This is a genomic window from Streptomyces sp. NPDC017936 (assembly GCF_044328485.1).
GTDB lineage: Bacteria > Actinomycetota > Actinomycetes > Streptomycetales > Streptomycetaceae > Streptomyces.
The window spans coordinates 345,919-371,283 of sequence record NZ_JBIRHK010000006.1 but is presented as its reverse complement, the minus strand read 5'-3'; the positions used below and the strand labels follow the sequence as shown (position 1 = coordinate 371,283).

Here is a 25,365-nt window from a genome sequence, read left to right as displayed (position 1 = left end):
TCGAGCTCGGCGATCGGCCGATCGGTGGTGGCGAAAAACGTCGACCGAATCTCCTTCTTCTTCCGATGGCCAATTGTTGCCCTACCCGCCCCTTCGGCCTTCGGGAAGGATATGCACGGACGAAGCAGCCGCGTTCAGGAAACTCGGTCGAAAGAGGACCGGGGTGAGTTTTGCTGGGGAGGAACAATGCGGAGGTTGTTCAACAGGCCAAGAATGGCAACGATCGTCGCGGCGGCAGCCTTTTCGCTGGTTGCGTCGGCGACCACAGCATCGGCCACCACCCCGGGTGACGCCACCGCTCAGACATGCTGGGCGACCGGGACACCGAACATCGATTCCTACGACGACTGGGGCTACGGCAAAGTCCAGAACGCCACTGCTCCGCTGCGGCCGGGCCCGTACGCGGACTGCGGCACCAGGGAGACCCTGTACAAGGACTATCCCATGACCATCTACTGCTACTACAACAACGAGGTCGGCAGTACGTGGTTCTACGTCAGCGCGTATCCGAACTGGACCCGCGGTTGGATCTACTCGAGGAACGTCATCTGGGACACCGCAGAGCCGTGCTGGTGAAAATAGGATCAAGAATTGTATGACACGGTTGCTCTCCGCTCCCCTTGAAGGACCAGGCCGTCCGCCGACCGGCCCGGGATTCAGTGGGCGGACAACCACCCGGATTCGACCGCACCGCGTACAAGCGCCGTAACAAAGTCGAGCGGATGACCAACAGACGGAAGGGCTTCCGCGCCGTGGCGACGTGCCACGACAAGCGCGCGTACGTATTCCACGGCACGGTCACAGCCGCTGCCGTCCGGCTGCGGTCAGCCGAATGACGATGGGCGCGGTTCGTCTCCGGAGAAGCCGGCATCTCCGATGTGCATGCGAACGCTGCGCCCGGGCCACACCTGGCCCAGGTCCGCACGGGTCAGAAGTGCGACGGTGGAGCGATCTCCACGAACTTCCCCTGCAGCGGGCGCACCTCGGGACAGCAGCCGCTCGTCGGCGAGGACCGATGCGTTCCGCAACTGGACTGCCCGGCCGAGCCGGATCAAGGCGTGCCGTTGGTCCGAGGTCCGGACCCGGACGATGCCCTCGTCGGCCTGCACCAGCCGGGCGGTCACCGGCACCCGGTTCCCGCCGGCCGAGGCCGGCAGCATCATCGCCCGCCGACAGCGCACCGAACTGGTGCTGCCCCGGCGCACGATCTGCCGCAGCTTCCGCCCCTCCTGGTCGGTCAGTCTGCGCACACGGACGGGCTCGGCGACCGCGCCTCCAGTGGTCAGATCGGACGTCACCGCACATCCAACCGCTACGACCGCCGACCCGGCGAACCTGTGCGGTCACAGCACCGGCGGGGAACCCCGGGCGTTCACACCCGGGAGGAAGCGCTTCTGTGGACAGGGGTGACCCGCACGGGCGCCACGAGTGAGCCGGGTCATGCGTGGGTCGAGCGCGGTGGCCCGAGCATCGGGACGAGGAACCGCCGGGCCACCGCACGCATCCGCTCGTCGTCGTCGACGCGGCTGGGGACGACCAGGAAGGACGCGGGGACGCGGACCGTCATCTCGGCCACGACGTCCACGTCCACCTCGGCGGCGACGTGGCCGGCCCGCTGCTCCTGCCGGAGCCTGTCGGCGACGAACTGCTGCACCACGAAGAGGGTGCGTCCCCCGTCACCGGTCATGGACGGCACCGCGGCGTCCGGTTCCACGGTCGCGAGGCCGCCGATGAGACGGTTGTGGCGGAGGGCTCGCGAGGAACTCACGAACCCCAGGACGACCCGGTCGGCGACCGTCCCGGCGTCCTGGATCTCGACGGCGAACCGGTCGAAGTACCGGCGGAACTCCCGCCGTACGACCTGCTCGACCAGCACCTCCTTGGTGGCGAAACGACGGTGGACGGTGATCCGGGACACTCCTCGAGCCGCGCCACGTCAGCCATCGTGGACCGCTTGATCCCCATGCGGCAGGACTGCTCGTACGCGGCGTCGAGCAGGCGCACGGCCACCTCGTCGTCCGGGGCGGCGCCTTCGACGGCGTCGCTGAACGCGAGTTCCGGTGCGGAGAGGGGGCCGGAAGGTCCCATGAGGCCCGACAGGACGGGTTCCACGACCTCCCCCCTGATTCCGTCGGGCCTCTGGCGTTCATGCCTCGTCTGTGCTCCCCTGATGCCTGATGATACAACGATGCTCAACATGTTTCATCGTACCAAAGCGCGTGCGGGACGACAGAGCGGCAGGACTCGAGGAGGAGTTCGGAGCAATGGACGGGTTGAGCAGACGCAGGATGTTGTTGACGGGCGGGGCCCTGGGGGCCTTCGGGGCGCTGGGCGCGGCCCCGCCGGCCAGTGCCCGCTCCCTGTGGACGTGGGCGCCGAGCGGCTCGGTGGCGGGCACGGGAGCGGGCATCGACCCCGAGTGGGTGTGGGACGAGGAAGCCGACCCGGTGCTCGCCGCCGTCATCGACCGGGGCGACGTCGCCAAGGTCAACCAGGCGCTCAGGCAGTGGACCCGCAACGACCAGGCGCTGCCCGCCGGACTCCCCGCGGACGTCCGGGAGTTCATGGAGCACGCCCGCCGGCTGCCGTCCTGGGCGGACCGGGCCGGGCTCGACCGTGGCGCCCGGTTCAGCAAGACCAAGGGAATCTACGTCGGAGCCCTGTACGGACTCGGCAGCGGCCTGATGAGCACGGCCATCCCCCGCGAGGCGCGCTCGGTCTACTACTCCAAGGGCGGCGCGGACATGAAGGACCGCGTCGCCAAGACCGCGAAACTCGGGTACGACATCGGGGACCTGGACGCGTACCGGCCGCAGGGTTCGATGATCGTGACCACCGTGAAGACGCGGATGGTGCACGCGGCCGTGCGGCACCTGCTGCCGCAGTCCCCGCAGTGGAAGGCGACCAGCGGCGGCCAGACGATACCGATCAGCCAGGCGGACATCCTGGTCACCTGGCACAGCCTGGCCACGTTTGTCATGCGCAAGCTAAAAGATTGGGGCGTCAGGATCAGCACCGCCGACGCGGACGCCTACCTGCACGTGTGGCAGGTGTCCGCGTCCATGCTCGGCGTCGACGACGAGTACATCCCCGCGACCTGGGAGGCGGCCGAGGCCCAGTCCCGGCAGGTCCTCGACCCGATCCTGGCCCGCACCGCCGAGGGCGAGGCGCTGACCGACGTCCTCCTCGGCATCGTGGCCGAGATCGACGGCGGTCTGACACGCCCCCTGATCAGCGCCTTCTCCAGGTACACGCTCAGCGACCGGGTCGGCGACATGATCGGGCTGTCCAAGGAGCCGCTCCTGCAACCGCTGATCGCGACGGCCTGGCCGCTGCTGGTGGCCTTCCGCGAGGGATTGATCCCCCTGCCCGGCATCCCGGCGATCGTCTGGACCCTGGAGGAGGCCATCCGCCGGTTCGTCCTGCTCTTCCTCGCCGAGGCGCAGCCGATCCGCATCGAGATCCCGGACGCGAACCGCCCGTCCTGACCGCCCCTCCCGGCCGGCCGTCGGCGCCGGGGCCCGGCGCCGCTCGGGTCACGGCCCCGCCGGGGCAGTGGCGCTTCTCCCCACTGCCCCGGCGGCCCACGACACGTCACCGGCCGGCGACCACCACCCGGAGCCGAACCGCGCCCATGAGCACACCGACGAGACCACGCAGAAGCAGGACGCCGGCACGAGTCCCCGGCCGGACGCACGGGGAAGGGAGCCGCCGATGAGAAGCGCTGACCGCCGGTCCGGTCCGGAGCCGCGAACGCGGCCGGAGTCCGGGACACCCGCCCCGGGCCGCCGCCGGTTCCTCGGGTACGTCCTCGCGGCCCCGACGCTCGTGGCCGCCGCCGAGATCGGTGCGGCGCCGAACGCCGCCGCGGACGGCATCCCCTCGGCGGAGATCACGGACCTGATCGACCTCAACGACGCGATGACCCTGGCGGCGCTGCCGACCTCGCACCTGATCACGATCGAGGTGGACACGGACGGCACCGTGGCCTTCGCTCTGCCCCGTGCCGAGGTGGGACAGGGCATCACCACGTCGACCGCCATGCTGATCGCCGAGGAGATGGACGTCCCCCTGGACCGGGTGCGGGTCACCCTGGCCGACGCGCGGCCGGAGCTGGTCTTCAACCAGCTGACCGGCGGGTCGAACACCACCATCGCGACCTACACCCCGGTCCGGGTCGCCGCCGCCGTCGCCCGCGGCCGGCTCCTGCAGGCGGCGGCCGCCCGGCTCCGCTCCCCCGTCGGCGAACTGACGTGGAAGGCCGGGGTCGTCACCGACCGCGCGGGCCGCGGCGTCGGCATCGGCGCGCTCGCGCAGCAGGCCGCGAGCGTCAGCACCCGGCAGGTGTCGGTGGAGCTCAAGGCGAGCGACCGGTTCACCGTCATCGGCACACCGCGCGGCCGGATCGACGCGCTCGCCGCGGTCACCGGCCGCAAGAAGTTCACCCTGGACCTCGACGTGCCGGACGCCCTGCCGACCATGGTGTGCCGCCCGCCGACCATCAACGGCAAGGTCGGATCGGTGGCCGACCTCGACGAGGTCCGTGCCATGCCGGGCGTCACCGACGCCGTGGTGATCTCCACCGGGGTGGCGGTGCGCGCCCGGACCTTCGGCCAGTGCATCGACGCCGTACGCGCCCTGCGGGTGGCCTGGAGACCCGGAACCGCCCGGGGCAAGTCCGACGACACCGTCCTCGAGGAACTGCGCGCCGCCGAACTGCCGCTCGGCCTGCCGCCGTTGACTCCGAGCGTGGAGGGCAGCTTCACCTTCCACTTCCGCAGCAACAGCGCGCTGGAGCCCAACTGCGCGATCGCCGACGTACGTCCCGGCCGGGCCGAGATCTGGGCGAGCCTGAAGTCGCCGATCGTCGCGCAGCAGACCATCGCCGCAAGACTGGGTCTTCCCCTCTCCGCGGTGACCGTGCACGTCGTGGAGGGCGGCGGCTCCTTCGGGCGCAAGCTGTTCTTCGACGCCGCACTGGAAGCCGCCGAGATCTCCCAGAGGATCGGCAAGCCCGTGCGGCTCATGTGGCACCGGGCCGACGACTCCCGCCAGGGGCGCACCCACCCGATGTCCACCTCCCGCGTGCGCATCTCCTACGCCGGCGACACCGTGCTCGCGTACACACAGCGGCACACCAGCGTCGCCACCGACTTCGGCCACGGGTTCGGCGAGATCGTCACCGCCCTGGCCGCCAGGCTGCCGGTGGGCGACATCGGCTTCTCCCAGACCTACTTCCAGCTCTCCCGGTCGATGCCCTACCGCTTCGGTGTCGACAGCCAGCAGCTCAGCGAGACCGACAAGGGCTTCAACACGGGCAGCATGCGCAACGTGTACGGCCCCGACGTCGTCTGCGCCCGGGAACTCGTCGTCGACCGGCTGGCCGCGAGGATGAACAAGGACCCGTACGCGTTCCGCCACGCCTTCCTCCACGACGACCGTGCCCGCGCGGCCCTGGAGAAGGTCGCCGAGGCCGGGAACTGGGGGCGTGCGATGCCCGCCGGCACCGCGCAGGGCATCGCCCTGCAGACCGAGTACCGCGGCGTCAGCGCCGTGCTCGTGGAGATCGACTGCCGCCCGGAGACGGTGAACCGTCCCCTCCGCGACGGTGTCGCCGGACCCCGCGTCACCAAGGCCGTCTGCGCCGTCGACGTCGGCCTCGCGATCAACCCCCGGGGCCTGGAAGCGCAGATGACGGGCTGTCTGACGGACGGCATCGCCCAGGCCCTGACCTCCAGCCTGCACCTGCGCGACGGGTACTTCCTGGAGGCCAGCTGGGACAACTACTTCTACACCCGGCAGTGGAACACGCCGCTCGAACTCGAGATCATCGTGATGCCGGACACGCGTGCCGAGCCGGGCGGCGCGGGAGAGCTGGGCGTCGCCGCCTCCATGGCCGCGGTCGCCTGCGCGTACGGCCGGGCCACCGGCACCATGCCGACCACCTTCCCGATCAACCACGGCACGCTGTCCTTCGCGCCCAAGCCGACCGTCCCGCCGATCCCCCCGTCCCCGGCCGACGGCCTCGACCACGCCTACTGACGCACCGTCCGCCCACGCCGCGAGGAGCCCTCATGCCCGAGCACACCTTCCGCCTCAACGGCGAGCAGATCACCGTCGACGCGGCCGACGACGAGCGCCTGTTGTGGGTGCTGCGCGACCTCCTGGGCGTCACCGGCCCCAAGTACGGCTGCGGCATCAACGTCTGCAAGGCGTGCACCAGCCACCTCAACGGCAAGGCGGTCAACCCCTGCGCGATCCCGGTCGGCCGGCTGGAGCCGACCGACGAGGTCACCACGATCGAAGGGCTGCCGGCCACGGTGGGCGCGGACCTGCACCCGATGCAGCAGGCCTGGCTCGACCAGGACGTGGCCCAGTGCGGCTACTGCCAGCCCGGCCAGATCATGACGGCCGTCGCCGTCGTGCGCCGCGCCGCAGCGGAAGGCCGCGAGATCACCGACGCCGATCTCGACGGCATCCGCAACATCTGCCGCTGCGGCACCTACTTCCGCATCCGCGAAGCCATCAGGGCCGGCGCCGCGATGATGTGAAGGAGGCGCCCCGGCCGGACCGTCGGCCCGGCCGGGCCCGCTTCAGTGCTCGCGCGGCTCGTACGCGAACCAGTCGAAGTGAACGGTGCCGGCCGAGGCGTACATGCCGATGACCCGGCCGGTGAAGCCTCCGGCGACCTCCGTGGACAGGTACCGGCCGTCCAGCGAGGCGAGTTCGACGAACGTGCCGTCCGGTTCCTCGACGCCGATCGAGAGGGTGTCGGGGCCGGTGCGCGCGTCGTCCACCGTGCGCACGGCGGCCGCCTCGACGCGGAGCACCACGGGTCCGGGAGGGACCGGCCGGGATGCCACGACCGTGTTCGACGGGCCGATGCGGGCGCGCACCCGCACCTGGCCGGCCGAGGCCTCGATGTCGTAGTGGTGCCGCTCGTCCAGGCGGACGGCCAGGCCGCCGCGTCCCCGGCTGGCGTCGACCAGGGCGCGTGCCCGGCAGGACTGGTGCTGCTGCCGCCGGCCCAGGAACGTCACGCCGTTGTCGTCGAGCGATCCGTCCCGTGCGTGCAGGGTCAGCCAGCCGGGCCGCTCCCGCGTGGTGCAGTCCTCCGGGGCGCGCCGGCGCGGGGAGATCCAGCACGGGGCCGGCTCGTCCGCGTCGAAGTCGTCCCGGACCGGCACGGCGGCGGGGGGCCGCAGCGGCCAGGGCGGTGCCGGCATGACGGGCGACAGCTCACCGACGACCGGCCAGCCGTCGACCCAGTCGACGGGCACCAGGAACGTCTCCCTGCCGAGGACGTGCCATCCGGGGGTGCCGCCCTGCGGACGCACGCCGAGCAGCACCATCCACCACGAGCCGTCGGGCGCCTGCACCAGGTCCGCGTGGCCGGTGTTCTGGATGGGGTGGTCGGTGCCCCGGTGGGTCAGGATCGGGTTGGCCGGGCAGGGCTCGAAGGGGCCGTCCGGCGTGCGGCCACGGGCGACGGAGACGCTGTGGCAGCGCTCGGTGCCGCCCTCGGCGATGAGCAGGTACCAGTAGTCGCCGATCTTGTACAGGTGCGGTGCTTCCGGTGCCTTGGCGCCCGGGGTGCCGGACCACAGCCGGCGCGGCGGGCCGAAGGTCTCCCCGGTGCGGGGGTCGATGCGGACCTGGGAGACCCCGGCGGTGGTGCACCAGCAGGTGCCGTCGTCGTCCCAGGCGATGTCCGGGTCGATGCCGTGCACCCCGGGCAGCCGGATCGGGTCGGACCAGGGGCCGGCCGGGTCGGTCGCCGTGAACAGCAGGTTGCCGTCACCGCTCACGTTCGTCACGATCAGCCAGAAGCGGCCGTCGTGGTGGCGCAGGGTGGGCGCGTAGATCCCTCCCGAAGAAGCCGTGTCGCGGGGCAGGCGCAACTGACCCGGGCGGTCCAGCGCGTTGCCGATCTGGCTCCAGTGCACCAGGTCCCGGCTGTGGAACACGGGGACGCCGGGGAAGTATTCGAAGCTGGAGCACGCGAGGTAGTAGTCCTCGCCCACCCGGCAGACGGACGGATCGGGGTGGAATCCGGGGATCACGGGGTTGCTGAAGGTGCTGCCCGTCTCGGGCACACGGAGGTCCACGAAAGTTTCTCTCTTTCACATGGAGAGTTTCCCGGAGGCTAGTGACGGTCCCTCTCGTGGTCAATGACCACACGGAAGCGCTCCCCACGGCCGGCCGGCCGTGGGGAGCGTCGGCGTGGGAGCGCGGTGAAGGACCGGTCCGGCGGGTCAGTTCCTGGGCGGAGCCGTGCTCGCCCGGACCGTCAGAGTGGTCGCGATCTCCATCCCGATCTGCGGGGCCTCCTCACCGCGACCGAGCGTGAGGGCCAGCTCGGTGGCGGCCCTGGCCATCTCGGTCAGGGGCTGGTGGACGGTGGTCAGGGGCGGGTCCACCCAGCCCACGACCGGCAGGTCGTCGAAGCCGACGACGCTGAGGTCGTCGGGGATGCGCAGGCCCGCCTCGCGCGCCGCCTGGTAGACGCCGAGCGCCTGCAGGTCGTTGGCGGTGAAGACGGCCGTCGGACGGTCGGGCAGGGCCAGCAGGGACCGCGCCGCCGCGCAGCCGTCCTCACGGGTGAGCGGCGCGTGCACGAGGAGTTCCGGATCGGCCGGCAGGCCGGCGGACCGCAGCGCGGAGCGGTACCCGTCCAGGCGGGCGCAGCAGTACAGCTGGTCCTGGGGGCCGCTGATCATGGCGATACGGCGGTGCCCCAGGGCGGTCAGATGGCGGGTCGCGGCCCGGCCGCCGGACCAGTTGGTGGCGCCCACGAACGGGACGTCGTCCGGCAGTTCCGTGGCCGGGTCGAAGACGACGAACGGGATGCCCTTCGCCCTCAGCTGCTCCCGCTCCGCCTCGGAGAGCTGGGCCACGGACAGCACGCAGCTCGGACGCCGCGAGACGGTGTCGTCCCAGGTGGGCGGCTCGGCGTCGTGCAGTCCGAACCGGGACACCATGACCCCCACGCCGTGCCGGCGGGCCACCTGCTCGACGCCCCGGATGATCTCGACCGCCCACATGTGCTCGAGCTCGCGGAACACCAGTTCCACGACGTTGTTCCGGCCGGCGCCCGCGGGTCTGCGGTAGCCGTACTCGTTGACCAGCGCCTCGACCCGTGCGCGCGTGTCCGCGGAGACGCCGGACCTTCCGTTGATCACCTTGGACACGGTCGGGACGGACACTCCCGCCGACTCGGCGATGTACGCGATGGTGACCGGCCGGGAGGAGTCGCCCTGCCCGCCGTCCTTCTCCACCGGCCCGTCAGCTGCGTGGTCCGCCAAGGTCGCCTTCCGATCGTTCGTCGAACCGCTCGCGCCGGCGCAGGCCCCGCGCGAGAGCCGGTCGAACAGCGTCGTTCGGGTGTGCCCGGCCATTCTGGCATCTCTTCCCGCCGATCCCGTGGCCTCGGACACATCTCCGTGTTAATTTTTCCGCCGCACGCAGCGCAAGTTTCCTTCTCCGTTTTCCATCCCGGTCGGCGTCAGGCCGCCCCCACGCGTCGAACGTGTCTGGCGGGGATCCGCCCGCCGGGGTCTGCGCCGCCCCCCGAACCGGAAGGTGCACGTGATGACGAGGAGACTGGCACGACTGCTTCCGCGCCGCAGATCGTCGCGCCCCCCGCGAAGACTGGCGGCGCTCCTCCTGGCGATCGCCCTGCTCCCGCTGGCGCCCGCCACCGCGCGGGCCGCCGGTTCCGCCGGACCGCCCCCCAGCGCCCCGGCCGCCCGCAGCGCGGTGGCGGCGATGCAGCCCGGCTGGAACATGGGCAACACCTACGACGCCGTCCCCGACGAGACGTCCTGGGGCAACCCGCCCGTGACCCGGGAACTCCTCAGGAAGGTCAAGTCGCAGGGTTTCAGGAGCATCCGTCTGCCCGTCACCTGGGGCACCCACCAGGGCCCCGCGCCCGACCACACCATCGACCCGGCCTGGACGGCGAAGGTGCGGCAGGTGGTCGACTGGGCACTGGCCGAGGACCTCTACGTCCTGCTCGACATGCACCACGACTCGTGGATGTGGGTCAGCACCCTCTCGACGGATCACGACGCCGTCCTCGCCCGCTACCGCGCCACCTGGACCCAGATCGCGCGGGAGTTCCGGGACCGGCCGTCCAGGCTGGTGTTCGAGAGCATCAACGAGCCGACGTTCAGCGCCACGTCGGGGGACGAGGAGAACTACCGGCTGCTGGCCGAGCTCAACAAGGCGTTCCACCGGATCGTCCGTGACTCCGGCGGGGGGAACGCCACCCGTCTGCTCGTGCTGCCCACCCTGTACACCAACGCCGACCAGGGACGGCTCGACGCGCTGGCCGCCGAGCTGACCGACCTGAACGATCCCATGGTGGCCACGACGATCCACTTCTACGGCTGGTGGCCGTTCAGCGTGAACATCGCCGGCTACACGCGGTTCGACAGCACCTCGGAGCAGGACCTCACCGCCACGTTCGACCGCGCGTACGACACCTTCGTGGCACGGGGCATCCCGGTCGTCATCGGTGAGTACGCCCTGCTGGCCTACGACCACAACCGCCCCGGCATCATCCAGCGGGGCGAGCAGCGCAAGTACTTCGAGTTCCTGGGCCACCACGCCCGCCGGCGGGGCCTCACCACCATGCTGTGGGACGCCGGCCAGTTCCTGAACCGCACCACCCTCCGACAGCGCGACCCCGAGCTGTTCGACCAGATCAGGTCGAGCTGGACCACCCGTTCGGGAACCGCCTCCAGCGACACGGTGTTCCTGCCGCGGTCGGGCGCCGTCACGAGCCGGACACTGACGCTGAACCCGAACGGCACCGACTTCCAGGGGCTGCGGCACGGCTCCCGCAACCTGCTGAAGGGCAAGGACTACACCGTTTCCGGCGACCGGCTCACACTGACGGCCGCCGCGCTCACCGAACTGGCCGGCGGCCGGGCGTACGGAGCCAACGCGACGCTGGAAGCCAGGTTCTCCCGCGGCGTGCCCTGGCGGATCGACGTGATCACCTACGACGTCCCCGTCCTGTCGGACGCCTCCGGGGACACCGGCGGCCTGACCATCCCCACCCGGTTCCGCGGCGACATGCTCGCGACCATGGAGGCCAGGTACGACGACGGGAGCAACGCGGGCCCGGCGAACTGGACCTCCTACCAGCAGTGGGACACCGCTTTCTCGGCGTACACCGGCGACTCCGTCGAGCTGACCGCCGAGTTCCTCACCTCGCTGAGGGACGGCTCCCGGGTGACGCTCACCTTCCATTTCTGGAGCGGCGCCACGGCGACCTACCACGTCACCAGGTCGGGGAGCAGCGTGACCGGCACGGCCACCTGACCGGACCGGCGGCAGCTGCCGGGGCTCGGGGCACGGACACCCGGCGCGGGCAGCGTGTCCGCGGGTCGCTCAGGGCCCTGCGGGCACGCTGCGGTCACCGGACGAGTGCGGGAGCCGTGTCAGCGGACGACGTCGAGGACGTTCTTCTGCAGGCCGTTGGCGTAAGCCTCGTGCTCGACCAGCCTCAGCTTCTGGGTGTCCTTGTCCGTGGTGCTGAACAGCCGCTTGCCCGCGCCGAGCAGGAGCGGGAAGACGAGCAGGTGGTAACGGTCGATCAGTCCGGCGTCCGACAGGCCGTGGTTCAGGGCGGCGCTGCCGTGGACGATGATCGGGCCGCCCTCGGTCTCCTTCAGCGCGGCGACCTCGTCGAGCGAGCGCAGGATCGTGGTCTCGCCCCAGTTCGCCACCAGGTCGTCCTCGGCGAGGGTGGTGGAGACGACGTACTTCGGCATCGCCTTGTAGCCGGCGAAGTCCTCCATGTCCGGCCACACCGGGCTGAACGCCTCGTAGCTGACCCGGCCCAGCAGCATCGCGGTGGCCTCCTCCTGCTCCCGGCCCTTGATGTCGAACGCCTCGGGGAGGAACTCCACGTCCTTGAAGGTCCACCCGGCGTTGCGGTAGCCGGGCTCGCCGCCCGGGGCCTCCACGACGCCGTCGAGCGAGATGAACGCGGTGCTGATCAGGGTACGCATCGAAGATCCTTTGTGGTTCGGGTCCGTTACCGACAAGTCCGGTCGTGCGCGCTCCGGCACACTCGCGGCCGCAGCGCACCCAGCCTCTCGGACGCCGCATCGGGTAGGACAGCACACGCCGACGAAACTCATCGCGATCGGGCGACGATTTTCCACGGGTGCGGAACCCGGCCGCGGCGGAGCGGCGCCACGACTCCGGCCGGCGGCCGCCGGGCTTCGTGCAGGCGCGTCGTGGGTGATCCGGAACAGTTACCCGTCGCGCAGGAGGTGGACGCGGGAGTCGCCCGTGTGGACGAGGGTCGGCTGCGATCCGGTCCGGAGCATCGCGGTGGGTGTCGTGCCGGTGTCCTCGGACGAGGAGCCGCTCCCGGCGACGTCGTGCACGGCCTGCTCGGCCTGTTCGACGGCGACGACGAGCAGGCGGGGTCCGGCGTCCGGGACGGGCGAACAGCCCCGGACGGCCCCGGGATGCGGGCCCGCGCTGCGGCACGTGCAGCGGTTCGAGGAGGCGGTCACCCGATGCCCCTCGCCACAGCTCCTCACCCGGCGACGGGAGCCGGCGGCGCACTCATGCGGCGCTGTTCTTCTTGATGACCTGTTCGGCGATCTCCGCGAGCAGGGTGATCTGGCCGGGGGTGAGGTGGTCCAGGAAGTACTGCCGGACATCGGCCACATGGTGGGGTGCGGCGGCGCCGATGGCGCCCCGGCCCTCCGGGGTGACCACCACGAACGCCCCGCGTCTGTCGGCGGCGCACTCCTCGCGGGTGATCAGACCGCGCTTCGCCATGCGTGTGAGGTGGTGCGACACCCTGCTCTTCTCCCACCCCAGGACGTGCGCCAGTTCGGTGATGCGCAGTCGCCCGTCCGGAGCACGCGTCAGCTCGGCGAGGACCGTGTAGTCGGTGGCGGACAGTCCGTACGCGGTCTGGAGGGACTGACCGGTCCGGCTGACCAGCAGGTCATGCATGCGCAGCAGCCCGCGCCACGCCTGTTCCTCGGTCGCCGTCAGCCAGCGGGGTTCTGCGCTCATGAGCCCACCCTATGAGCAAGTTGACACATCACGCATCGCCTCCTCGGCATCCGGTCCGGCGGTCATCAGTACGAACCGGCCGGGACACGCCCCACGCACCGCAGCGGCCTGGACGCATCCCCCGAATGGTTGACACGTCACCTATCTGGAGTAGGGTGATTGAAGATTGAAACAAAGGTCGGCCCGCAAGGGTCGCCCCGTCGCAGGAGGGCAACCATGGGACAGCTTGACGGCAAGACCGTCGTGGTGACGGGTGGTACCAGCGGGATCGGGCTGGCCACGGCCCGCCGGTTCGCCCAGGAAGGTGCGCACGTCTACGTCACCGGGCGGCGCAAGGAGGCGCTGGACGAGGCCGCCGCGTCGATCGGCGGGTCGGTGACCGCCGTGCGGGCCGACAGCGCCGACCTGGAGGACCTGGACCGGCTCTACGCCACCGTCGCCGAACAGGGACACCGTGTCGACGTCCTGTTCGCCAACGCCGGCGGGGGCGAGTTCGCCACCCTGGAGCAGGTCACCGAGGAGCACTTCGACGCGACGTTCGCCACCAATGTGCGGGGCGTGCTGTTCACCGTGCAGAAGGCGCTGCCGCTGCTGAACGACGGCGCCTCGGTGATCCTCACCGGTTCCACCGCGGCGAGTGTCGGCAACGAGGCGTTCGGCGTCTACGGCGCTTCCAAGGCGGCGGTCCGCGCGCTGGCCCGTACCTGGGCCAACGAGCTGAGGGGCCGCGGCATCCGGGTGAACACCGTGGTGCCCGGCCCGATCACCACACCCGGACTGGACGGACTGGCGCCCGGCGAGGAGCAGGCCGCCGAGCTGCGGCGGCAGCTGGCGGGCACCGTGCCGCTGGGCCGGATGGGCCAGCCGGAGGAAGTGGCCTCCGCCGTCCTCTTCCTGGCCACCGCCGAGAGCAGCTTCGTCACCGGCACCGAGCTGTACGTCGACGGCGGCGCCAACCAGGTCTGACCCGGACCGGCCACGACCCGCCGACGCGGCCGGTCCGGCACCCCCGGACGCGACCGGCGGCCCGCCTCCGGTTCGCGCGGCGGGTGCCGGCGGCCTCAGCTCTCCTCCTCCTTCGGCCGGGACCGGTGGGCCCTGAGCGCCCCCGCGTGCGCCTTGCTGGTGGGGTCACGGCGGGTCCTGAGCAGGCTGGCCACCGTGGCGACAGCGAGCACGACCCCGATGACGACGAGGCTGAGCGGAGTGGAGATCTGCGGAACGTCGTGCGAGACGTCCTCGTGCGCCCAGTGGAGGACGAGTTTCGCCCCGATGAAGGCCAGGATGACCGCGAGGCCCGTCGACAGGTAGACGAGCCGGTCCAGCAGACCCCTGACGAGGAAGAACAGCGCCCTGAGGCCGAGCAGGGCGAACGCGTTGGCCACGAAGACGATGTAGGGCTCCTCGGTCACGCCGAAGACCGCGGGGATGGAGTCGAGCGCGAACAGGAGGTCGACGCTGCCGATCGCGATGAGCACGATCAGCAGCGGCGTCACCCTCCGCCGTCCCTCCACCCGGGTGAGGATCCGGCCGTCGACGTAGCCCTCGGTGACCGGGAGCAGTCGCCGGGCCGCCTTCACCACGCCGTTGTCCTCGACGTCCGGGTCCTCGTCCCGGTGCCGGTAGAGCTGTACGGCCGTGTAGATCAGCAGCAGGCCGAACAGCAGGAACATGAAGGAGAACGCGGAGATCAGCGCGGCTCCGAGGGCGATGAAGACGGCGCGCATGGCGAGCGCGAGCACGATGCCGAAGGAGAGCACCTTCTGCTGGTGCTCCTCCGGCACGGTGAACGTCGTCATGATGATGACGAACACGAACAGGTTGTCGACCGAGAGGCTCTTCTCCACCAGGTAACCGGCGAAGTACTCGGTGCCGTACGTCCCCCCGTAGGCGCTCATGAACCACACACCGAAGACGACGGCCGCCGCGACGTAGAACACGGACCAGGCGGCGGCCTCCCGGAAGCCGACGCGGTGAGGTTTCACCCATCCCATCGTCAGGTCCAGGGCCAGCAGCCCCACGATGACCGCGACCGTCACCGCCCAGGTGACCCCGCTGATCCCGTGCATCCCCGCACCTGCCTCTCCGCCCGCACCGTGCGGCGACTGTACTGGCAGGAACCTCGGAAACACGCACCATCGGGACGGTTCGGCCTCCGGTGTCCCGTGGGAAGGCGCCGACTCGCCCACGGCGCCGGCGGCGGGCGCACCGGAGCCAGGCCGCGTCCTTCCTCGCCCACGGCTCGCGGGCCTGTCGGGTTCGGGGCGAGGGGCGGGTGGCGGCCGGGCCCGCGGTCACGGTCGCCGAGCGCCTCCGCGCGGCTGCCCGGTCATCGCAGCGGCACCGTCACCTCGCCCGTTCCCTCCGCGCTCGCGCCACCGGCGACGCGTACGGTGAAGGGCCGGTCGAGGCCGTCCGCGGTGACGTGCAGGAGGTCGCCCTCACGCCGGACGCGGAACACGGCGGCCTGCGCGCCGGTCGGGTCGGGCACGCTCACCTGGCGGGCGTAGCGGGCCGAGGCCGGCGGGTGGACGAGCAGGGTCGGATTGTCCAGCCAGTCGCCGTCGGGCCGCCGCGTGTCGGCGGCCAGCGGCAGGACGGCGCCCTCACGGACGTACAGCGGAAGGCTGTCGTAGCCGTGCCGCTCGGTGCGCCACACCGGGCCGACGACCTGCTCACCGCTGAGGAGGTGGGTCCAGGTGCCCTCGGGGAGGTACACCTCCACCTCGCCGTCCTCGCTGAACACCGGAGCGACCAGGAGGTCGGGGCCGAGCAGGTACTGACGGTCGAGCGGGCGGCATGCCGGGTCGTGCGGGAACTCCAGGACCATGGGCCGCATCACCGGGACGCCCGTGCGGTGGGCCTCGACGGCGGCACCGTACAGGTAGGGCATGAGGCGGTGCTTGAGCAGGGTGAAGCGCCGGGCGACGTCGACGGCCTCCTCGCCGAACTCCCACGGCACCCGGTAGGACGACGAACCGTGCAGACGGCTGTGGGAGGACAGCATGCCGAAGGCCAGCCAGCGCTTGAAGACCGTCGGGTCGGGCGTGCCCTCGAAGCCTCCGATGTCGTGGCTCCAGAAGCCGAAGCCGCTCAGCGACAGGGACAGGCCGCCCCGGAGCGACTCGGCCATGGCCTCGAACGAGGACCAGCAGTCGCCGCCCCAGTGCACGGGGTACTGCTGGCCGCCCGCGGTGGCGGAGCGGGCGAAGAGCACGGCCTCGCCCTGTCCCCGCTCCTTCTCGAGGAGTTCGAACACGGTCCGGTTGTACAGGTGGGTGTAGTAGTTGTGCATCCGCTCCGGATCGGAGCCGTCGTGCCAGACGACGTCGGTCGGGACGCGCTCGCCGAAGTCCGTCTTGAAGCAGTCGACGCCCTGGTCCAGCAGCGGCTTCAGCTTCGCCTGGAACCACGCGCGGGCGTCGGGGCTGGTGAAGTCGACCAGTCCCATGCCGGCCTGCCACAGGTCCCACTGCCACACGTCACCGTTCGGCCGGCGCACCAGGTGCCCGAGGGCGGCGGCCTCGTCGAACAGCGGGGACTTCTGCGCGATGTACGGGTTGATCCACGCGCTGACCCTCAGCCCCCTGGCCTTCAGCCGGGCGAGCATTCCCTCCGGGTCGGGGAAGACCTCGGGGTCCCACTGGAAGTCGCACCACTGGTACTCGCGCATCCAGAAGCAGTCGAAGTGGAAGACGGACAGCGGGACGCCGCGCTCGGCCATGCCGTCGACGAACGACATCACGGTCGCCTCGTCGTAGTCCGTGGTGAAGGACGTGGTCAGCCACAGGCCGAAGGACCAGGCGGGCGGCAGGGCAGGACGGCCGGTGAGGGCGGTGTAGCGGGTGAGGACGTCCTTGGGGGTGGGGCCGGCGACGACGTAGTACTCCATCGTCTGGTCCTCGACGCTGAACTGCACCTGTCCGACGGACTCGGAGCCGACCTCGAAGGAGACCGCGCCGGGGTGGTTGACGAAGACGCCGTAGCCGCGTGAGGACAGGTAGAAGGGGATGTTCTTGTAGGCCTGCTCGCTGCTGGTACCGCCGTCGGCCTGCCAGATGTCGACGACCTGGCCGTTCTTCACGAACGGGGTGAAACGCTCGCCGAGGCCGTAGATCTGCTCGCCGACGCCGAGCGCGAGCTGGGAGAGGACGTGATGCGCGCCGTCGCCGGTGGTGGCGAAGGCGGCGCCCTTGCGGCCCGCCCGGGTCAGCTCCCGTCCGTCCGCTCCGTGGAAGGTCAGGGTCCACGGGGCGGCCCGGTCCAGGCGCACGGTCAGCGGGCCGCTGGTCAGCTGGACGACGGTGCCGTCCTGCCGAACCTCGCCCGCGCCGTCGGGCTCGGCCGCGAGGGTGAAGTCCGGTCCCGGACGCAGCTTCCCGGCGTGATGGGTGACCCGCACGCCGATGACGCCCCGGGCGGGCGAGAAGCAGGCGACGGTGACGAGCGGCGCGTTGAGCGTGTCCCCTCTGCGCGTCACCTTCTGCACGGCAGCAGATGCGGTGAAGCGCTTCGATTCGACGCGCACATCGCGCACCTCAGTGGCGTACGCGATCTGGACGCCGTCACGGATGCGCCAGAACCCGTTGGTGAACTTCATGGTCTTCCTCGGGGGGAGCGGGGTGATGGGGCGGGGACTGCGGAGACTGTCGCCCGAGAAGGCGATCGTACACAGAACACCTCGCGCCGACAGGGTGTACGGCAGCGTAAAAAGCCTCTTGACCAGGTCTTATGACCCGAGAGGTACGGAGTGCCCCTGCGTGCCTTCACCAGCCCGACACGCGCACAGGTCTAGCGCGGCGTCAGGGATTGACGTATTAGTCATCGGAGAAAACAAAGGGGCCGGCGACGACGCCGGGCGACACGACAGCAAGGGCCGCAGCATGTCGAAGCGCTTCAACTCAACCTCACAGGACCAGGTCACCGCCCACGCGTGGACCGATGGCACCCGCTGAGCCGTCCCGTATCTCCCCCTCCTACGCAAGGGCACCCACCGTGACAGCACCCACTCCGGCTGCCGTGCGCCGCGGACGCTCCCGCAGGGCCGTGGCACCGCTCGCCGCCGTCTCCGTCCTGGCCGTCGGGGCGGCCCTGACCGGATGCGGTCAGGGCCGTGACAGCGACGTCTACACCGTGATGAACTCCTCGACCGACGAGTCCTACCACCGCTGGGACGCCCAGGCGATGGCCCGCTGCGGCGAGCGGCTCGGCGTCACCATCGAGCAGCAGAGCGTCCCGGCCGCGCAGGTGATGACGAAGGCGCTGCGCATGGCGTCCTCGAAGTCGCTGCCCGACATCGTCCAGTTCGACGCCTCCGAGATGCCGACGTTCGCCCAGGCGGGCGGCCTGATCGACCTCGAGAGCCTCGGCCTGAGCACCCGGGACATACCCGAGGGCATCGTCGACTTCGGTTCCTACGAGGGGACGTACTACGGTGCGGCCCGGTCCGTGAACACCCTGGCGCTCTTCTACAACAAGGACATCCTCGACGAAGCCGGCGTGGCGGTCCCCACCACCTGGGACGAACTGCGGGAGACCGCGAGGAAGCTCACCCGGGGCAAGCGGCACGGGCTGGCCCTCAGCGCGGGCGGCGCGGAGGACGGCGTCTTCCAGTTCACGCCCTTCATGTGGTCCAACGGCGGCGACGAGACCGAGCTGGACAGCCCGCAGGTGGTCGAGGCGCTCGACTACTGGAAGGCCCTGCTGGCGGACGGCTCGCTGTCGAAGTCGACGGTCAACTGGACGCAGGCGGACGTCAACGACCAGTTCATGGCCGGCAACGCGGCGATGATGATCAACGGTCCGTGGCAGGTGGAGACGCTCAACACCGAGAAGTCGCTGCACTGGGGCATCGCGCACATCCCCGTGCCGGAGGCGGGCGAGGACTCGGTCGGCCCGCTGGGCGGTGCCGTGCTCACCGTGCCCAACACCGGTGACGAGGAGCGGGAGAGGACGGCGGGCAGGATCGTCGCCTGTCTGTCCGGCGAGAAGGAGCAGCTGACCTACGCGCTCAACAGCTGGATGGTCCCGGCCAACGCCAAGGCCGCCGCCGTATGGCGCGAGCGGGTGCCCGAACTCGACGCGCTCGCCGACCAGGTGGCCGCCGCCCGGTCCCGCACCGCCAAGCTCGGCGCCGGCTGGTCGGGCGTGTCGCTCGCCCTGCAGAGCGCCTTCCAGTCCGCCCTGACCGGCCAGTCCAGCGAGGCAGCCCTGAAGCGCGCGCAGCAGCGGGCCACGAGCGGGAACTGAGGTACGCGACCATGACCACGTCCACCGCCACCGTCCGGACGCCGGCGAAGGCGTCCGGAGGGACCGCCGCGCCCGGCCCGGACCGGCTGCACCGCCGCCGCAGGCTGGCCCAGTGGGGGTTCGTCGCCCCCGCCGTCGTCTTCATGCTGCTGTTCTTCGGCTACCCGCTCGTCCGCAACGTCGTGATGAGCTTCCAGCACTACACGCCGAAGACCTTCTTCACCGGCGAGGCCCCCTTCAACGGGACCGACAACTGGTCGAACGTCTTTCAGGACGCCCTGTTCGGCAAGGCGCTGTGGCACACCCTGGTGTTCACCGCCGGCTCGCTGCTCGGGCAGTTCTGCATCGGCCTCGCGCTCGCGGTGTTCTTCGCCCGCAGGTTCCCCCTGAACGGCGTTCTGCGGTCGCTGATCCTGCTGCCCTGGCTGGTGCCCATGGTGGTCTCCGGCATCGTGTGGCGGCGCATCCTCGACCAGGACACGGGCGTACTGAACTCCTTCCTGGACACGCTCGGCCTCGGCGGCCACACCCCGTGGCTGACCAGCCCGGACATGGCCCTGCTGTCGGTGATCCTGGTCAACGTCTGGATCGGCATCCCGTTCAACATGGTCATCCTCTACGGCGGTCTGCAGGAGATCCCGAAGGAGCTGTACGAGGCGGCCTCCCTGGACGGCGCCTCGGCCTGGCGGACCTTCCGCTCCATCACCCTGCCGATGCTCAGACCGGTCACCACCGTCGTCCTCGTCCTCGGCTTCATGTCGACGGTGAAGATCCTCGACCTGATCCTGGCGCTCACCGACGGCGGCCCTGCCGACGCCACCCAGACCCTGGGCACGCTGACCTACCAGAACTCCTTCGTCCAGCTGGACTTCGGCGCGGGCGCGGTCGTCGGCAACGTGCTCATCCTTGTCTCCGCGGTGTTCGCGGTGCTCTACCTGCGGGCCAACCGCACCGAGGGGAAGTGACGTCCGTGGCCTCTCGCACGCCCACGACATCCAGGCGCCGCTGGGGTTCGACCATCGCCGGTGCGCTCATCCTGTGCGTGATGCTCTTTCCGCTGTACTGGATGCTCAACACGGCCCTCCAGCCCGCCTCGGGCCTGCTCCAGGTCGACCCGGTGCCCAGCGGCCTGGACCTGTCCGGCTTCTCCAAGGCCCTCGACGACCAGGGCGGTCACCTGCTGACCTCGCTGCTCGTCTCGCTCGGCGCGGTCGCCGTGTGCCTGGTGATCGCCGCCCCGGCGGCCTACGGACTGGCCCGGTTCGGTCTGCGCGGCTCGCGGACGATCGTGTTCGGCACGCTGATCACGCAGATGGTGCCGGGCATCGTCATCGCCAACGCGCTCTACAACTCGTACGTCGACCTCGGCCTCGTCAACTCCTACGTCGGCCTGATGCTGGCGGACGCCTCGCTCGGCATCCCGTTCTCGATCGTGCTGATGCGGTCCTTCATGGTGTCGATCCCGGGTGAGGTGATCGAGGCGGCGCAGATCGACGGCGCCGGGCCGGTGCGGACGTTCGTGCGGGTGGTGCTGCCGATGAGCCGCAACTCGCTCATCACGTCGGGCCTGTTCGCCTTCCTGTTCTCGTGGAGCGACTTCATGTTCGCGCTCACCCTGAACACGACCGACGACGTCAAGCCGGTCACGCTCGGCATCTACCAGTACATCGGCGCGCACGTCGGCGACTGGGGCTCGGTGATGGCCGCGTCCGTCCTGTCCGCGGTGCCCGCGGCGATCCTGCTCGTCCTCGCCCAGAAGTACATCGCCGCCGGCATCACCGGCGGATCCGTCAAGTGACACCCACTCCGGAAACGAGTCCCCTCACATGAGCGACTTCCCCAGCTTCCCGCCCGGCTTCGTCTTCGGCGCCGCGACCGCCTCGTACCAGATCGAGGGCGCGGCGCGGGAGGACGGCCGCGGTCCGTCGATCTGGGACACCTACAGCCACACCCCGGGTCTGGTGGTCGACGGCGACACCGGTGACGTCGCCTGCGACCACTACCACCGCTATCCGCAGGACGTGGCCCTGCTGCGGGAGTCGGGCGTGGGATCGTACCGGTTCTCGATCGCCTGGCCGCGCATCGTGCCGGACGGCGCCGGCCGGGTGAACCCCAAGGGGCTGGACTTCTACTCCCGGCTGGTCGACGAGCTGCTCTCGGCCGGCATCGAGCCCGCCGCCACCCTCTACCACTGGGACCTCCCGCAGGCGCTGGAGGACCGGGGCGGCTGGCGGACGCGGGAGACGGCGGAACGGTTCGCCGAGTACACGGCCGTCGTCGCCGAGCACCTGAGCGACCGCGTGCCGCGCTGGATCACCCTCAACGAGCCCTGGTGCAGCGCCTTCCTCGGCTATTCCGTCGGCCGGCACGCACCGGGTGCCCGCGAGGGCCGGGGCGCGCTGGCCGCGGCCCACCATCTGCTGGTCGGCCACGGCCTGGCCGTACGGGCGCTGCGCGCGGCCGGAGCACGCGACGTGGGCATCACCCTCAACCTCGACCACAACCTGCCGGCCACCGGCTCCGCCGCCGACCTGGCGGCCGTCGTCCGCGCGGACACCCAGCACAACCTGGTGTGGACCGAACCGCTCCTGGCGGGCCGCTACCCGGCCACGGAGGAGGAGACCTGGGGCGAACTGATCACCGGGCAGGACTTCCGGCGGGACGGCGACCTCGACCTGATCTCCCAGCCGCTGGACTTCCTCGGGATCAACTACTACCGGCCGATCGTCGTCGCCGACGCCCCGTACCGTGAGGACGACCCGGCGCGGCGCGTGGCCACGGACAACCGCTACCAGGAGGTGCGGCTCTCCGGCGTGCGGCACACCGCCATGGGCTGGCCGGTCGTCCCCGACACCTTCACCGAGCTGCTGGTGCGGCTGAAGGACCGGTACGGGGACGCGCTGCCGCCGGTCCTCATCACGGAGAACGGCTCCGCGGAGGACGACGAGGCGGGCCCCGAGGGAGTGGTCGACGACGTGGACCGCGTGGCCTACCTGCGCGATCACCTCATCGCGTTGCGGGCGGCGATGGACGCCGGCGTGGAGGTGCGCGGCTATTACGTGTGGTCGCTGCTGGACAATTTCGAGTGGGCCTTCGGCTACGCCAAGCGCTTCGGGATCGTCCACGTCGATTACGCCACCCAGCGGCGCACGCCGAAGGCCAGCTACCACTGGTACAAGGCGATGATCGCCGCACAGCGCGGCTGACGAGGCCCCGGAGGGCCTCGGCCCCCCCGGGGGCGGGTGGTGGGCCGTCGGACAGCCCACCACGGCCTGGACACAGGACCGGACCGCGAGCCCGTCACGCCCCCGGCACGCCGTCGGACGCGATCCGCCGGCAACGTGACGGCTTCCCGCACCAGCTGGTCGACAAGCTCCGGCTAGGACCGGCCGATCGTGTCGAGGGCGTGTTCCTTGAGGAATGCGCCCGCATGGGCCGCCGCTTCCTCCGCGGTCGCGCACCACGTCCCCTCGGCGACCGTGCCGGATGCTCCATCAGCGCCCCTGCCCGTCCAGCTCCAGTCGCCGGAAGGCGCCTGCACCAGCTCCGCGGTCCCCCCGAAGAGCGCGAGCGTGCGCCTGCCCGCCGTCGCGGGCGCCGGGCGGCTGACGGCGTCGGGCCATTTCTTCCGGGCGCCCTGCCGGGTGATGCCCCAGGCGGCCCCCAGCTGCTCGTAACTCGCGCCGTAGGAGCCGGCGGTCGCCGCCGCCTGCGCGGTCAACCGCCTGACCTCGGCGTCCATCACTTTCCAGGCGGCCAGGACGGACAGTGCCACTTCGACGGGATCCGCTTCCCACATGCGGTCCGCGGGCAGCCCGGTCTCTCGGGAGCGAAGAGCCGAGGCCAGGGGATTCAAGGCGTCGTACAGGGCCTTGTCGAGTTCCGCCTGTTCTTCCGGGGTGATCTCAGAGACCGTCATACGACAACCCTAGTTACCGGACCCATGGATGTAAACCAAAGTTTCCGGATTGCTTCGGTCGTGGACCGGCGCATCGGAGAGGCACGCCCCCGTTCGGGATCCCGGTCTCTCAGTGGTGCGTGCCGGAGGCCCAGAGGACGGTTTCCCCTTCGAGGATGACGATGTTGCCGTCGCTCTGGAGTTTCAACACCGCCGACGCGTGGCCGTCCGTCCGGCTCGCCCACACGGGCCGGTTCTGCGTGTCGTACACGACGAGGTTGCCGTCCGTCTGGAAGTCGGCGCGCGCGCCGGTGCCGAGCGTCCGGCTCGCCCAGCGCGCCTGGTTCGTCTCGTCGTAGGCGACGAGGTTGCCGTCGCGCTGCAGGACGAGCCGGATCCGTGCCGCGGCGACCTCTTCGGCCGGTCCCAGGGTCATCGGTGCGTTGATCACTCTCTCCGCGGGGACGCCGTCGTCCGGGTTCGCGGTCGCGCCCGGATCGGTGTTCTCCGCGGGCGCCGCCGTCGCACCCGGCTCCGCGTCTGCGTCCGTGCCCTTGTCCTTGTTGTCCTTGTCCTTGTCCGCAGCCTCGTCCGTGGCCGTGGCCGTGGCACTCGCCTCGGCGCCGGACCGCGCCCCGGCGGGTCCCTTCTCGCCCTGCCAGGGCTGGAGCACCAGCAGGGCGGCGACCACGGCGCTCACGCCCGCGACCGCCGCCACGGTGAGGACGGCTCTGCGCCGGAAGCCGTGCCGGCCGGCTCCACCGGAGGCCGACGTGTCCGGTGCCGTACCGGCCGACTGCCTCGGGCCGGGGTGCGCGGCCGGGGGACCGGGCTCCGGAAGGACGTCGGTCGGCCACGCCTCGGTCGGGGCCTCGTGGGGCTGGGCGGCCACGACCGTCTCGGAGGCGTCCAGCGCGGTGGGCACGAGGACGGAGGTCGGGACCGGGGCGCCCGACGCCGTACCGGGGGTGGCGATCCGCTGGTAGACCGAATCGTTGGCCAGGGATGTGTGCGACTGGCACAGCTCCACGATCTCGCCGGGGGCCGGCCGCCGAGCCGGGTCGCGGTCGATGCAGGCGGTGATGATCGCGGCGAGGCCGGACTCGACCCCCTCCAGGTCGATGTCGCCGTGGAGGGTGCGGTAGGCGATCGCGGGGAAGGCGCCGTCACCGAACGGAGGCCGACCGGTCGCCGCGAAGGCCAGGGTGGCGCCCAGCGCGAACACATCGGCGGCGAAGCCGACTTCCTCTCCGTCGAAGGCCTCGGGCGCGGTGAAGCCCGGCGTGCCCGCGGTGAGGCCGACCTGGGTCAGCGCGGTCTGCCCGCTCCCCCGGGCGATGCCGAAGTCGATGAGCTGCGGGCCGACCGGGGACAGGATGATGTTCTGCGGTTTGACGTCCCGGTGCAGGACTCCGTGGACGTGGATGTCCGACAGCCCTTCGGCCAGCGCGGCGAGCAGGCTCCGGCAGAGCGGCGCCGGCAGGGCGCCGGACGCGGACACCGCGGAGTGCAGGGTCCGGCCGGGCACGTACTCGGTGGCGAACCAGTACGGCGGAGTGTCCAGGCCGCAGTCGATGACCGAGGCGGTGTAGGCGCTCCGCACGGTGTGCAGGGTGTCCACCTCACGGCGGAACCGCTCCAAGGCCACTTCGTCGTAAGCGAGTTGACCGCCGATGACCTTGATCGCGACCGGTCGTCCGCCGGGAGTGCTGCCGAGGTAGACGGTGCCCATGCCTCCCGCCCCGAGGCGGCCGGTGAGACGGTAGCGGCCGATCCGGTCCGGATCGGCGTCGGTGAGCGGGTGCACGCGCGGGATTCCTCCTGGAACGATCTGTCCGGCCGCACGACCGCCGTGCGCTCCCACACGGTGGATCGATGGCTCGCGGCCGTACGCGCGGCCCGTGCTTCGCCGTGCGTGGACGGTGCGTCGCGTCACCGCGGAACAGCCGGTGACCGGATCATACGCCAGTGTCCGTAAGGCAGTTCGACGTTCGGGACCGGCGCCCCGGCACGCGCGGGCGACCGTACGGCGTCCTCACGGCCGGTGCCGCGAGCACCGGTCCTGCCCGGCGGCCCGTCGGTCGATGTCGACGGTGCGGACGGCGAGCCGGTCGCGGTGGCTCCCGGCCGTCCAGGCGCCGGGGACGGCGACGCCGAAGCCGCGG

Annotated in this window: 20 protein-coding genes and 2 pseudogenes; 11 read left to right on the top strand and 11 right to left on the bottom strand. The window is 71.0% G+C overall.

Going from position 1 to position 25,365, the window contains the following annotated elements:
- Positions 1 to 444: 444 nt before the first annotated feature.
- Both ACH4F6_RS15545 and ACH4F6_RS15540 read left to right on the top strand, forming a co-directional pair.
- On the top strand, positions 445 to 576 hold the full coding sequence (locus ACH4F6_RS15545) for a hypothetical protein (RefSeq protein WP_397960663.1): 132 nt from the start codon (positions 445 to 447) through the stop codon (positions 574 to 576).
- A 47-nt stretch (positions 577 to 623) separates the two neighbouring features.
- A pseudogene (locus tag ACH4F6_RS15540) lies at positions 624 to 836 on the top strand (IS5/IS1182 family transposase); the annotation flags it as partial.
- A gap of 246 nt (positions 837 to 1,082) precedes the next feature.
- On the opposite strand, the pseudogene ACH4F6_RS15535 reads toward ACH4F6_RS15540, so the two are convergent.
- Together ACH4F6_RS15535 and ACH4F6_RS15530 are read right to left on the bottom strand one after the other, a co-directional pair.
- Positions 1,083 to 1,286 (bottom strand): annotated as a pseudogene (locus tag ACH4F6_RS15535) (IS630 family transposase); the annotation flags it as partial.
- Between the two features lie 152 nt (positions 1,287 to 1,438).
- Complete coding sequence (locus ACH4F6_RS15530) at positions 1,439 to 1,918, bottom strand: TetR/AcrR family transcriptional regulator (RefSeq protein WP_397960662.1); 480 nt, start codon at positions 1,916 to 1,918, stop codon at positions 1,439 to 1,441.
- A 346-nt stretch (positions 1,919 to 2,264) separates the two neighbouring features.
- Here ACH4F6_RS15530 and ACH4F6_RS15525 point away from each other — a divergent pair, with 346 nt between their 5' ends.
- The 3 genes from ACH4F6_RS15525 (at position 2,265) to ACH4F6_RS15515 (ending at position 6,551) form a co-directional block, all read left to right on the top strand.
- Positions 2,265 to 3,488 (top strand): oxygenase MpaB family protein, encoded by a 1,224-nt coding sequence (locus ACH4F6_RS15525; protein WP_397960661.1) that lies wholly within the window; start codon positions 2,265 to 2,267, stop codon positions 3,486 to 3,488.
- Positions 3,489 to 3,714: 226 nt separating this feature from the next.
- Positions 3,715 to 6,042, top strand: a complete 2,328-nt coding sequence (locus tag ACH4F6_RS15520) for a molybdopterin cofactor-binding domain-containing protein (RefSeq protein WP_397960660.1) — start codon at positions 3,715 to 3,717, stop codon at positions 6,040 to 6,042.
- 32 nt (positions 6,043 to 6,074) lie between these two features.
- Positions 6,075 to 6,551 (top strand): (2Fe-2S)-binding protein, encoded by a 477-nt coding sequence (locus tag ACH4F6_RS15515; RefSeq protein WP_397960659.1) that lies wholly within the window; start codon positions 6,075 to 6,077, stop codon positions 6,549 to 6,551.
- Positions 6,552 to 6,593: 42 nt separating this feature from the next.
- Here ACH4F6_RS15515 and ACH4F6_RS15510 read toward each other — a convergent pair whose 3' ends face one another.
- Together ACH4F6_RS15510 and ACH4F6_RS15505 are read right to left on the bottom strand one after the other, a co-directional pair.
- A complete protein-coding gene (locus tag ACH4F6_RS15510; RefSeq protein ID WP_397960658.1) occupies positions 6,594 to 8,108 on the bottom strand; it encodes a glycoside hydrolase family 43 protein in 1,515 nt (504 codons plus the stop codon).
- Positions 8,109 to 8,255: 147 nt separating this feature from the next.
- Positions 8,256 to 9,305: a LacI family DNA-binding transcriptional regulator gene (locus ACH4F6_RS15505; protein ID WP_397960657.1), complete on the bottom strand. Its 1,050-nt coding sequence runs from the start codon at positions 9,303 to 9,305 to the stop codon at positions 8,256 to 8,258.
- A gap of 286 nt (positions 9,306 to 9,591) precedes the next feature.
- Here ACH4F6_RS15505 and ACH4F6_RS15500 point away from each other — a divergent pair, with 286 nt between their 5' ends.
- Complete coding sequence (locus tag ACH4F6_RS15500; protein ID WP_397960656.1) at positions 9,592 to 11,331, top strand: cellulase family glycosylhydrolase; 1,740 nt, start codon at positions 9,592 to 9,594, stop codon at positions 11,329 to 11,331.
- A 119-nt stretch (positions 11,332 to 11,450) separates the two neighbouring features.
- On the opposite strand, the gene ACH4F6_RS15495 is transcribed toward ACH4F6_RS15500, so the two are convergent.
- The 3 genes from ACH4F6_RS15495 to ACH4F6_RS15485 all read right to left on the bottom strand — a co-directional run bounded on the left by ACH4F6_RS15495 (position 11,451) and on the right by ACH4F6_RS15485 (position 12,990).
- Positions 11,451 to 12,023, bottom strand: a complete 573-nt coding sequence (locus tag ACH4F6_RS15495; protein WP_397960655.1) for a dihydrofolate reductase family protein — start codon at positions 12,021 to 12,023, stop codon at positions 11,451 to 11,453.
- A 249-nt stretch (positions 12,024 to 12,272) separates the two neighbouring features.
- A complete protein-coding gene (locus tag ACH4F6_RS15490; protein ID WP_397960654.1) occupies positions 12,273 to 12,539 on the bottom strand; it encodes a hypothetical protein in 267 nt (88 codons plus the stop codon).
- A gap of 52 nt (positions 12,540 to 12,591) precedes the next feature.
- Positions 12,592 to 12,990, bottom strand: coding sequence for a MarR family winged helix-turn-helix transcriptional regulator (locus ACH4F6_RS15485; RefSeq protein WP_397960740.1), 399 nt, complete (start codon positions 12,988 to 12,990; stop codon positions 12,592 to 12,594).
- A 279-nt stretch (positions 12,991 to 13,269) separates the two neighbouring features.
- Between ACH4F6_RS15485 and ACH4F6_RS15480 the strand changes: the two genes are divergently transcribed.
- Positions 13,270 to 14,019, top strand: a complete 750-nt coding sequence (locus tag ACH4F6_RS15480) for a glucose 1-dehydrogenase (RefSeq protein ID WP_397960653.1) — start codon at positions 13,270 to 13,272, stop codon at positions 14,017 to 14,019.
- Between the two features lie 95 nt (positions 14,020 to 14,114).
- Here ACH4F6_RS15480 and ACH4F6_RS15475 read toward each other — a convergent pair whose 3' ends face one another.
- Positions 14,115 to 15,122: a TerC family protein gene (locus ACH4F6_RS15475; RefSeq protein ID WP_397960652.1), complete on the bottom strand. Its 1,008-nt coding sequence runs from the start codon at positions 15,120 to 15,122 to the stop codon at positions 14,115 to 14,117.
- Between the two features lie 260 nt (positions 15,123 to 15,382).
- Positions 15,383 to 17,653, bottom strand: coding sequence for an alpha-xylosidase (gene yicI, locus ACH4F6_RS15470; RefSeq protein WP_397960651.1), 2,271 nt, complete (start codon positions 17,651 to 17,653; stop codon positions 15,383 to 15,385).
- Positions 17,654 to 18,048: 395 nt separating this feature from the next.
- On the opposite strand from yicI, the gene ACH4F6_RS15465 reads away from it, so the two are divergent.
- The 4 genes from ACH4F6_RS15465 to ACH4F6_RS15450 are packed head-to-tail and all read left to right on the top strand — an operon-like array spanning position 18,049 to position 22,508.
- Positions 18,049 to 19,302 (top strand): ABC transporter substrate-binding protein, encoded by a 1,254-nt coding sequence (locus ACH4F6_RS15465; RefSeq protein ID WP_397960650.1) that lies wholly within the window; start codon positions 18,049 to 18,051, stop codon positions 19,300 to 19,302.
- 11 nt (positions 19,303 to 19,313) lie between these two features.
- Positions 19,314 to 20,267, top strand: a complete 954-nt coding sequence (locus ACH4F6_RS15460) for a carbohydrate ABC transporter permease (protein WP_397960649.1) — start codon at positions 19,314 to 19,316, stop codon at positions 20,265 to 20,267.
- A 5-nt stretch (positions 20,268 to 20,272) separates the two neighbouring features.
- Positions 20,273 to 21,100: a carbohydrate ABC transporter permease gene (locus ACH4F6_RS15455; RefSeq protein ID WP_397960648.1), complete on the top strand. Its 828-nt coding sequence runs from the start codon at positions 20,273 to 20,275 to the stop codon at positions 21,098 to 21,100.
- A gap of 28 nt (positions 21,101 to 21,128) precedes the next feature.
- On the top strand, positions 21,129 to 22,508 hold the full coding sequence (locus ACH4F6_RS15450; protein WP_397960647.1) for a GH1 family beta-glucosidase: 1,380 nt from the start codon (positions 21,129 to 21,131) through the stop codon (positions 22,506 to 22,508).
- A 173-nt stretch (positions 22,509 to 22,681) separates the two neighbouring features.
- Here ACH4F6_RS15450 and ACH4F6_RS15445 read toward each other — a convergent pair whose 3' ends face one another.
- Together ACH4F6_RS15445 and ACH4F6_RS15440 are read right to left on the bottom strand one after the other, a co-directional pair.
- Positions 22,682 to 23,221, bottom strand: a complete 540-nt coding sequence (locus ACH4F6_RS15445) for a hypothetical protein (protein ID WP_397960646.1) — start codon at positions 23,219 to 23,221, stop codon at positions 22,682 to 22,684.
- Positions 23,222 to 23,330: 109 nt separating this feature from the next.
- Positions 23,331 to 25,007: a protein kinase gene (locus ACH4F6_RS15440; protein ID WP_397960645.1), complete on the bottom strand. Its 1,677-nt coding sequence runs from the start codon at positions 25,005 to 25,007 to the stop codon at positions 23,331 to 23,333.
- Between the last annotated feature and the right edge of the window lie 358 nt (positions 25,008 to 25,365).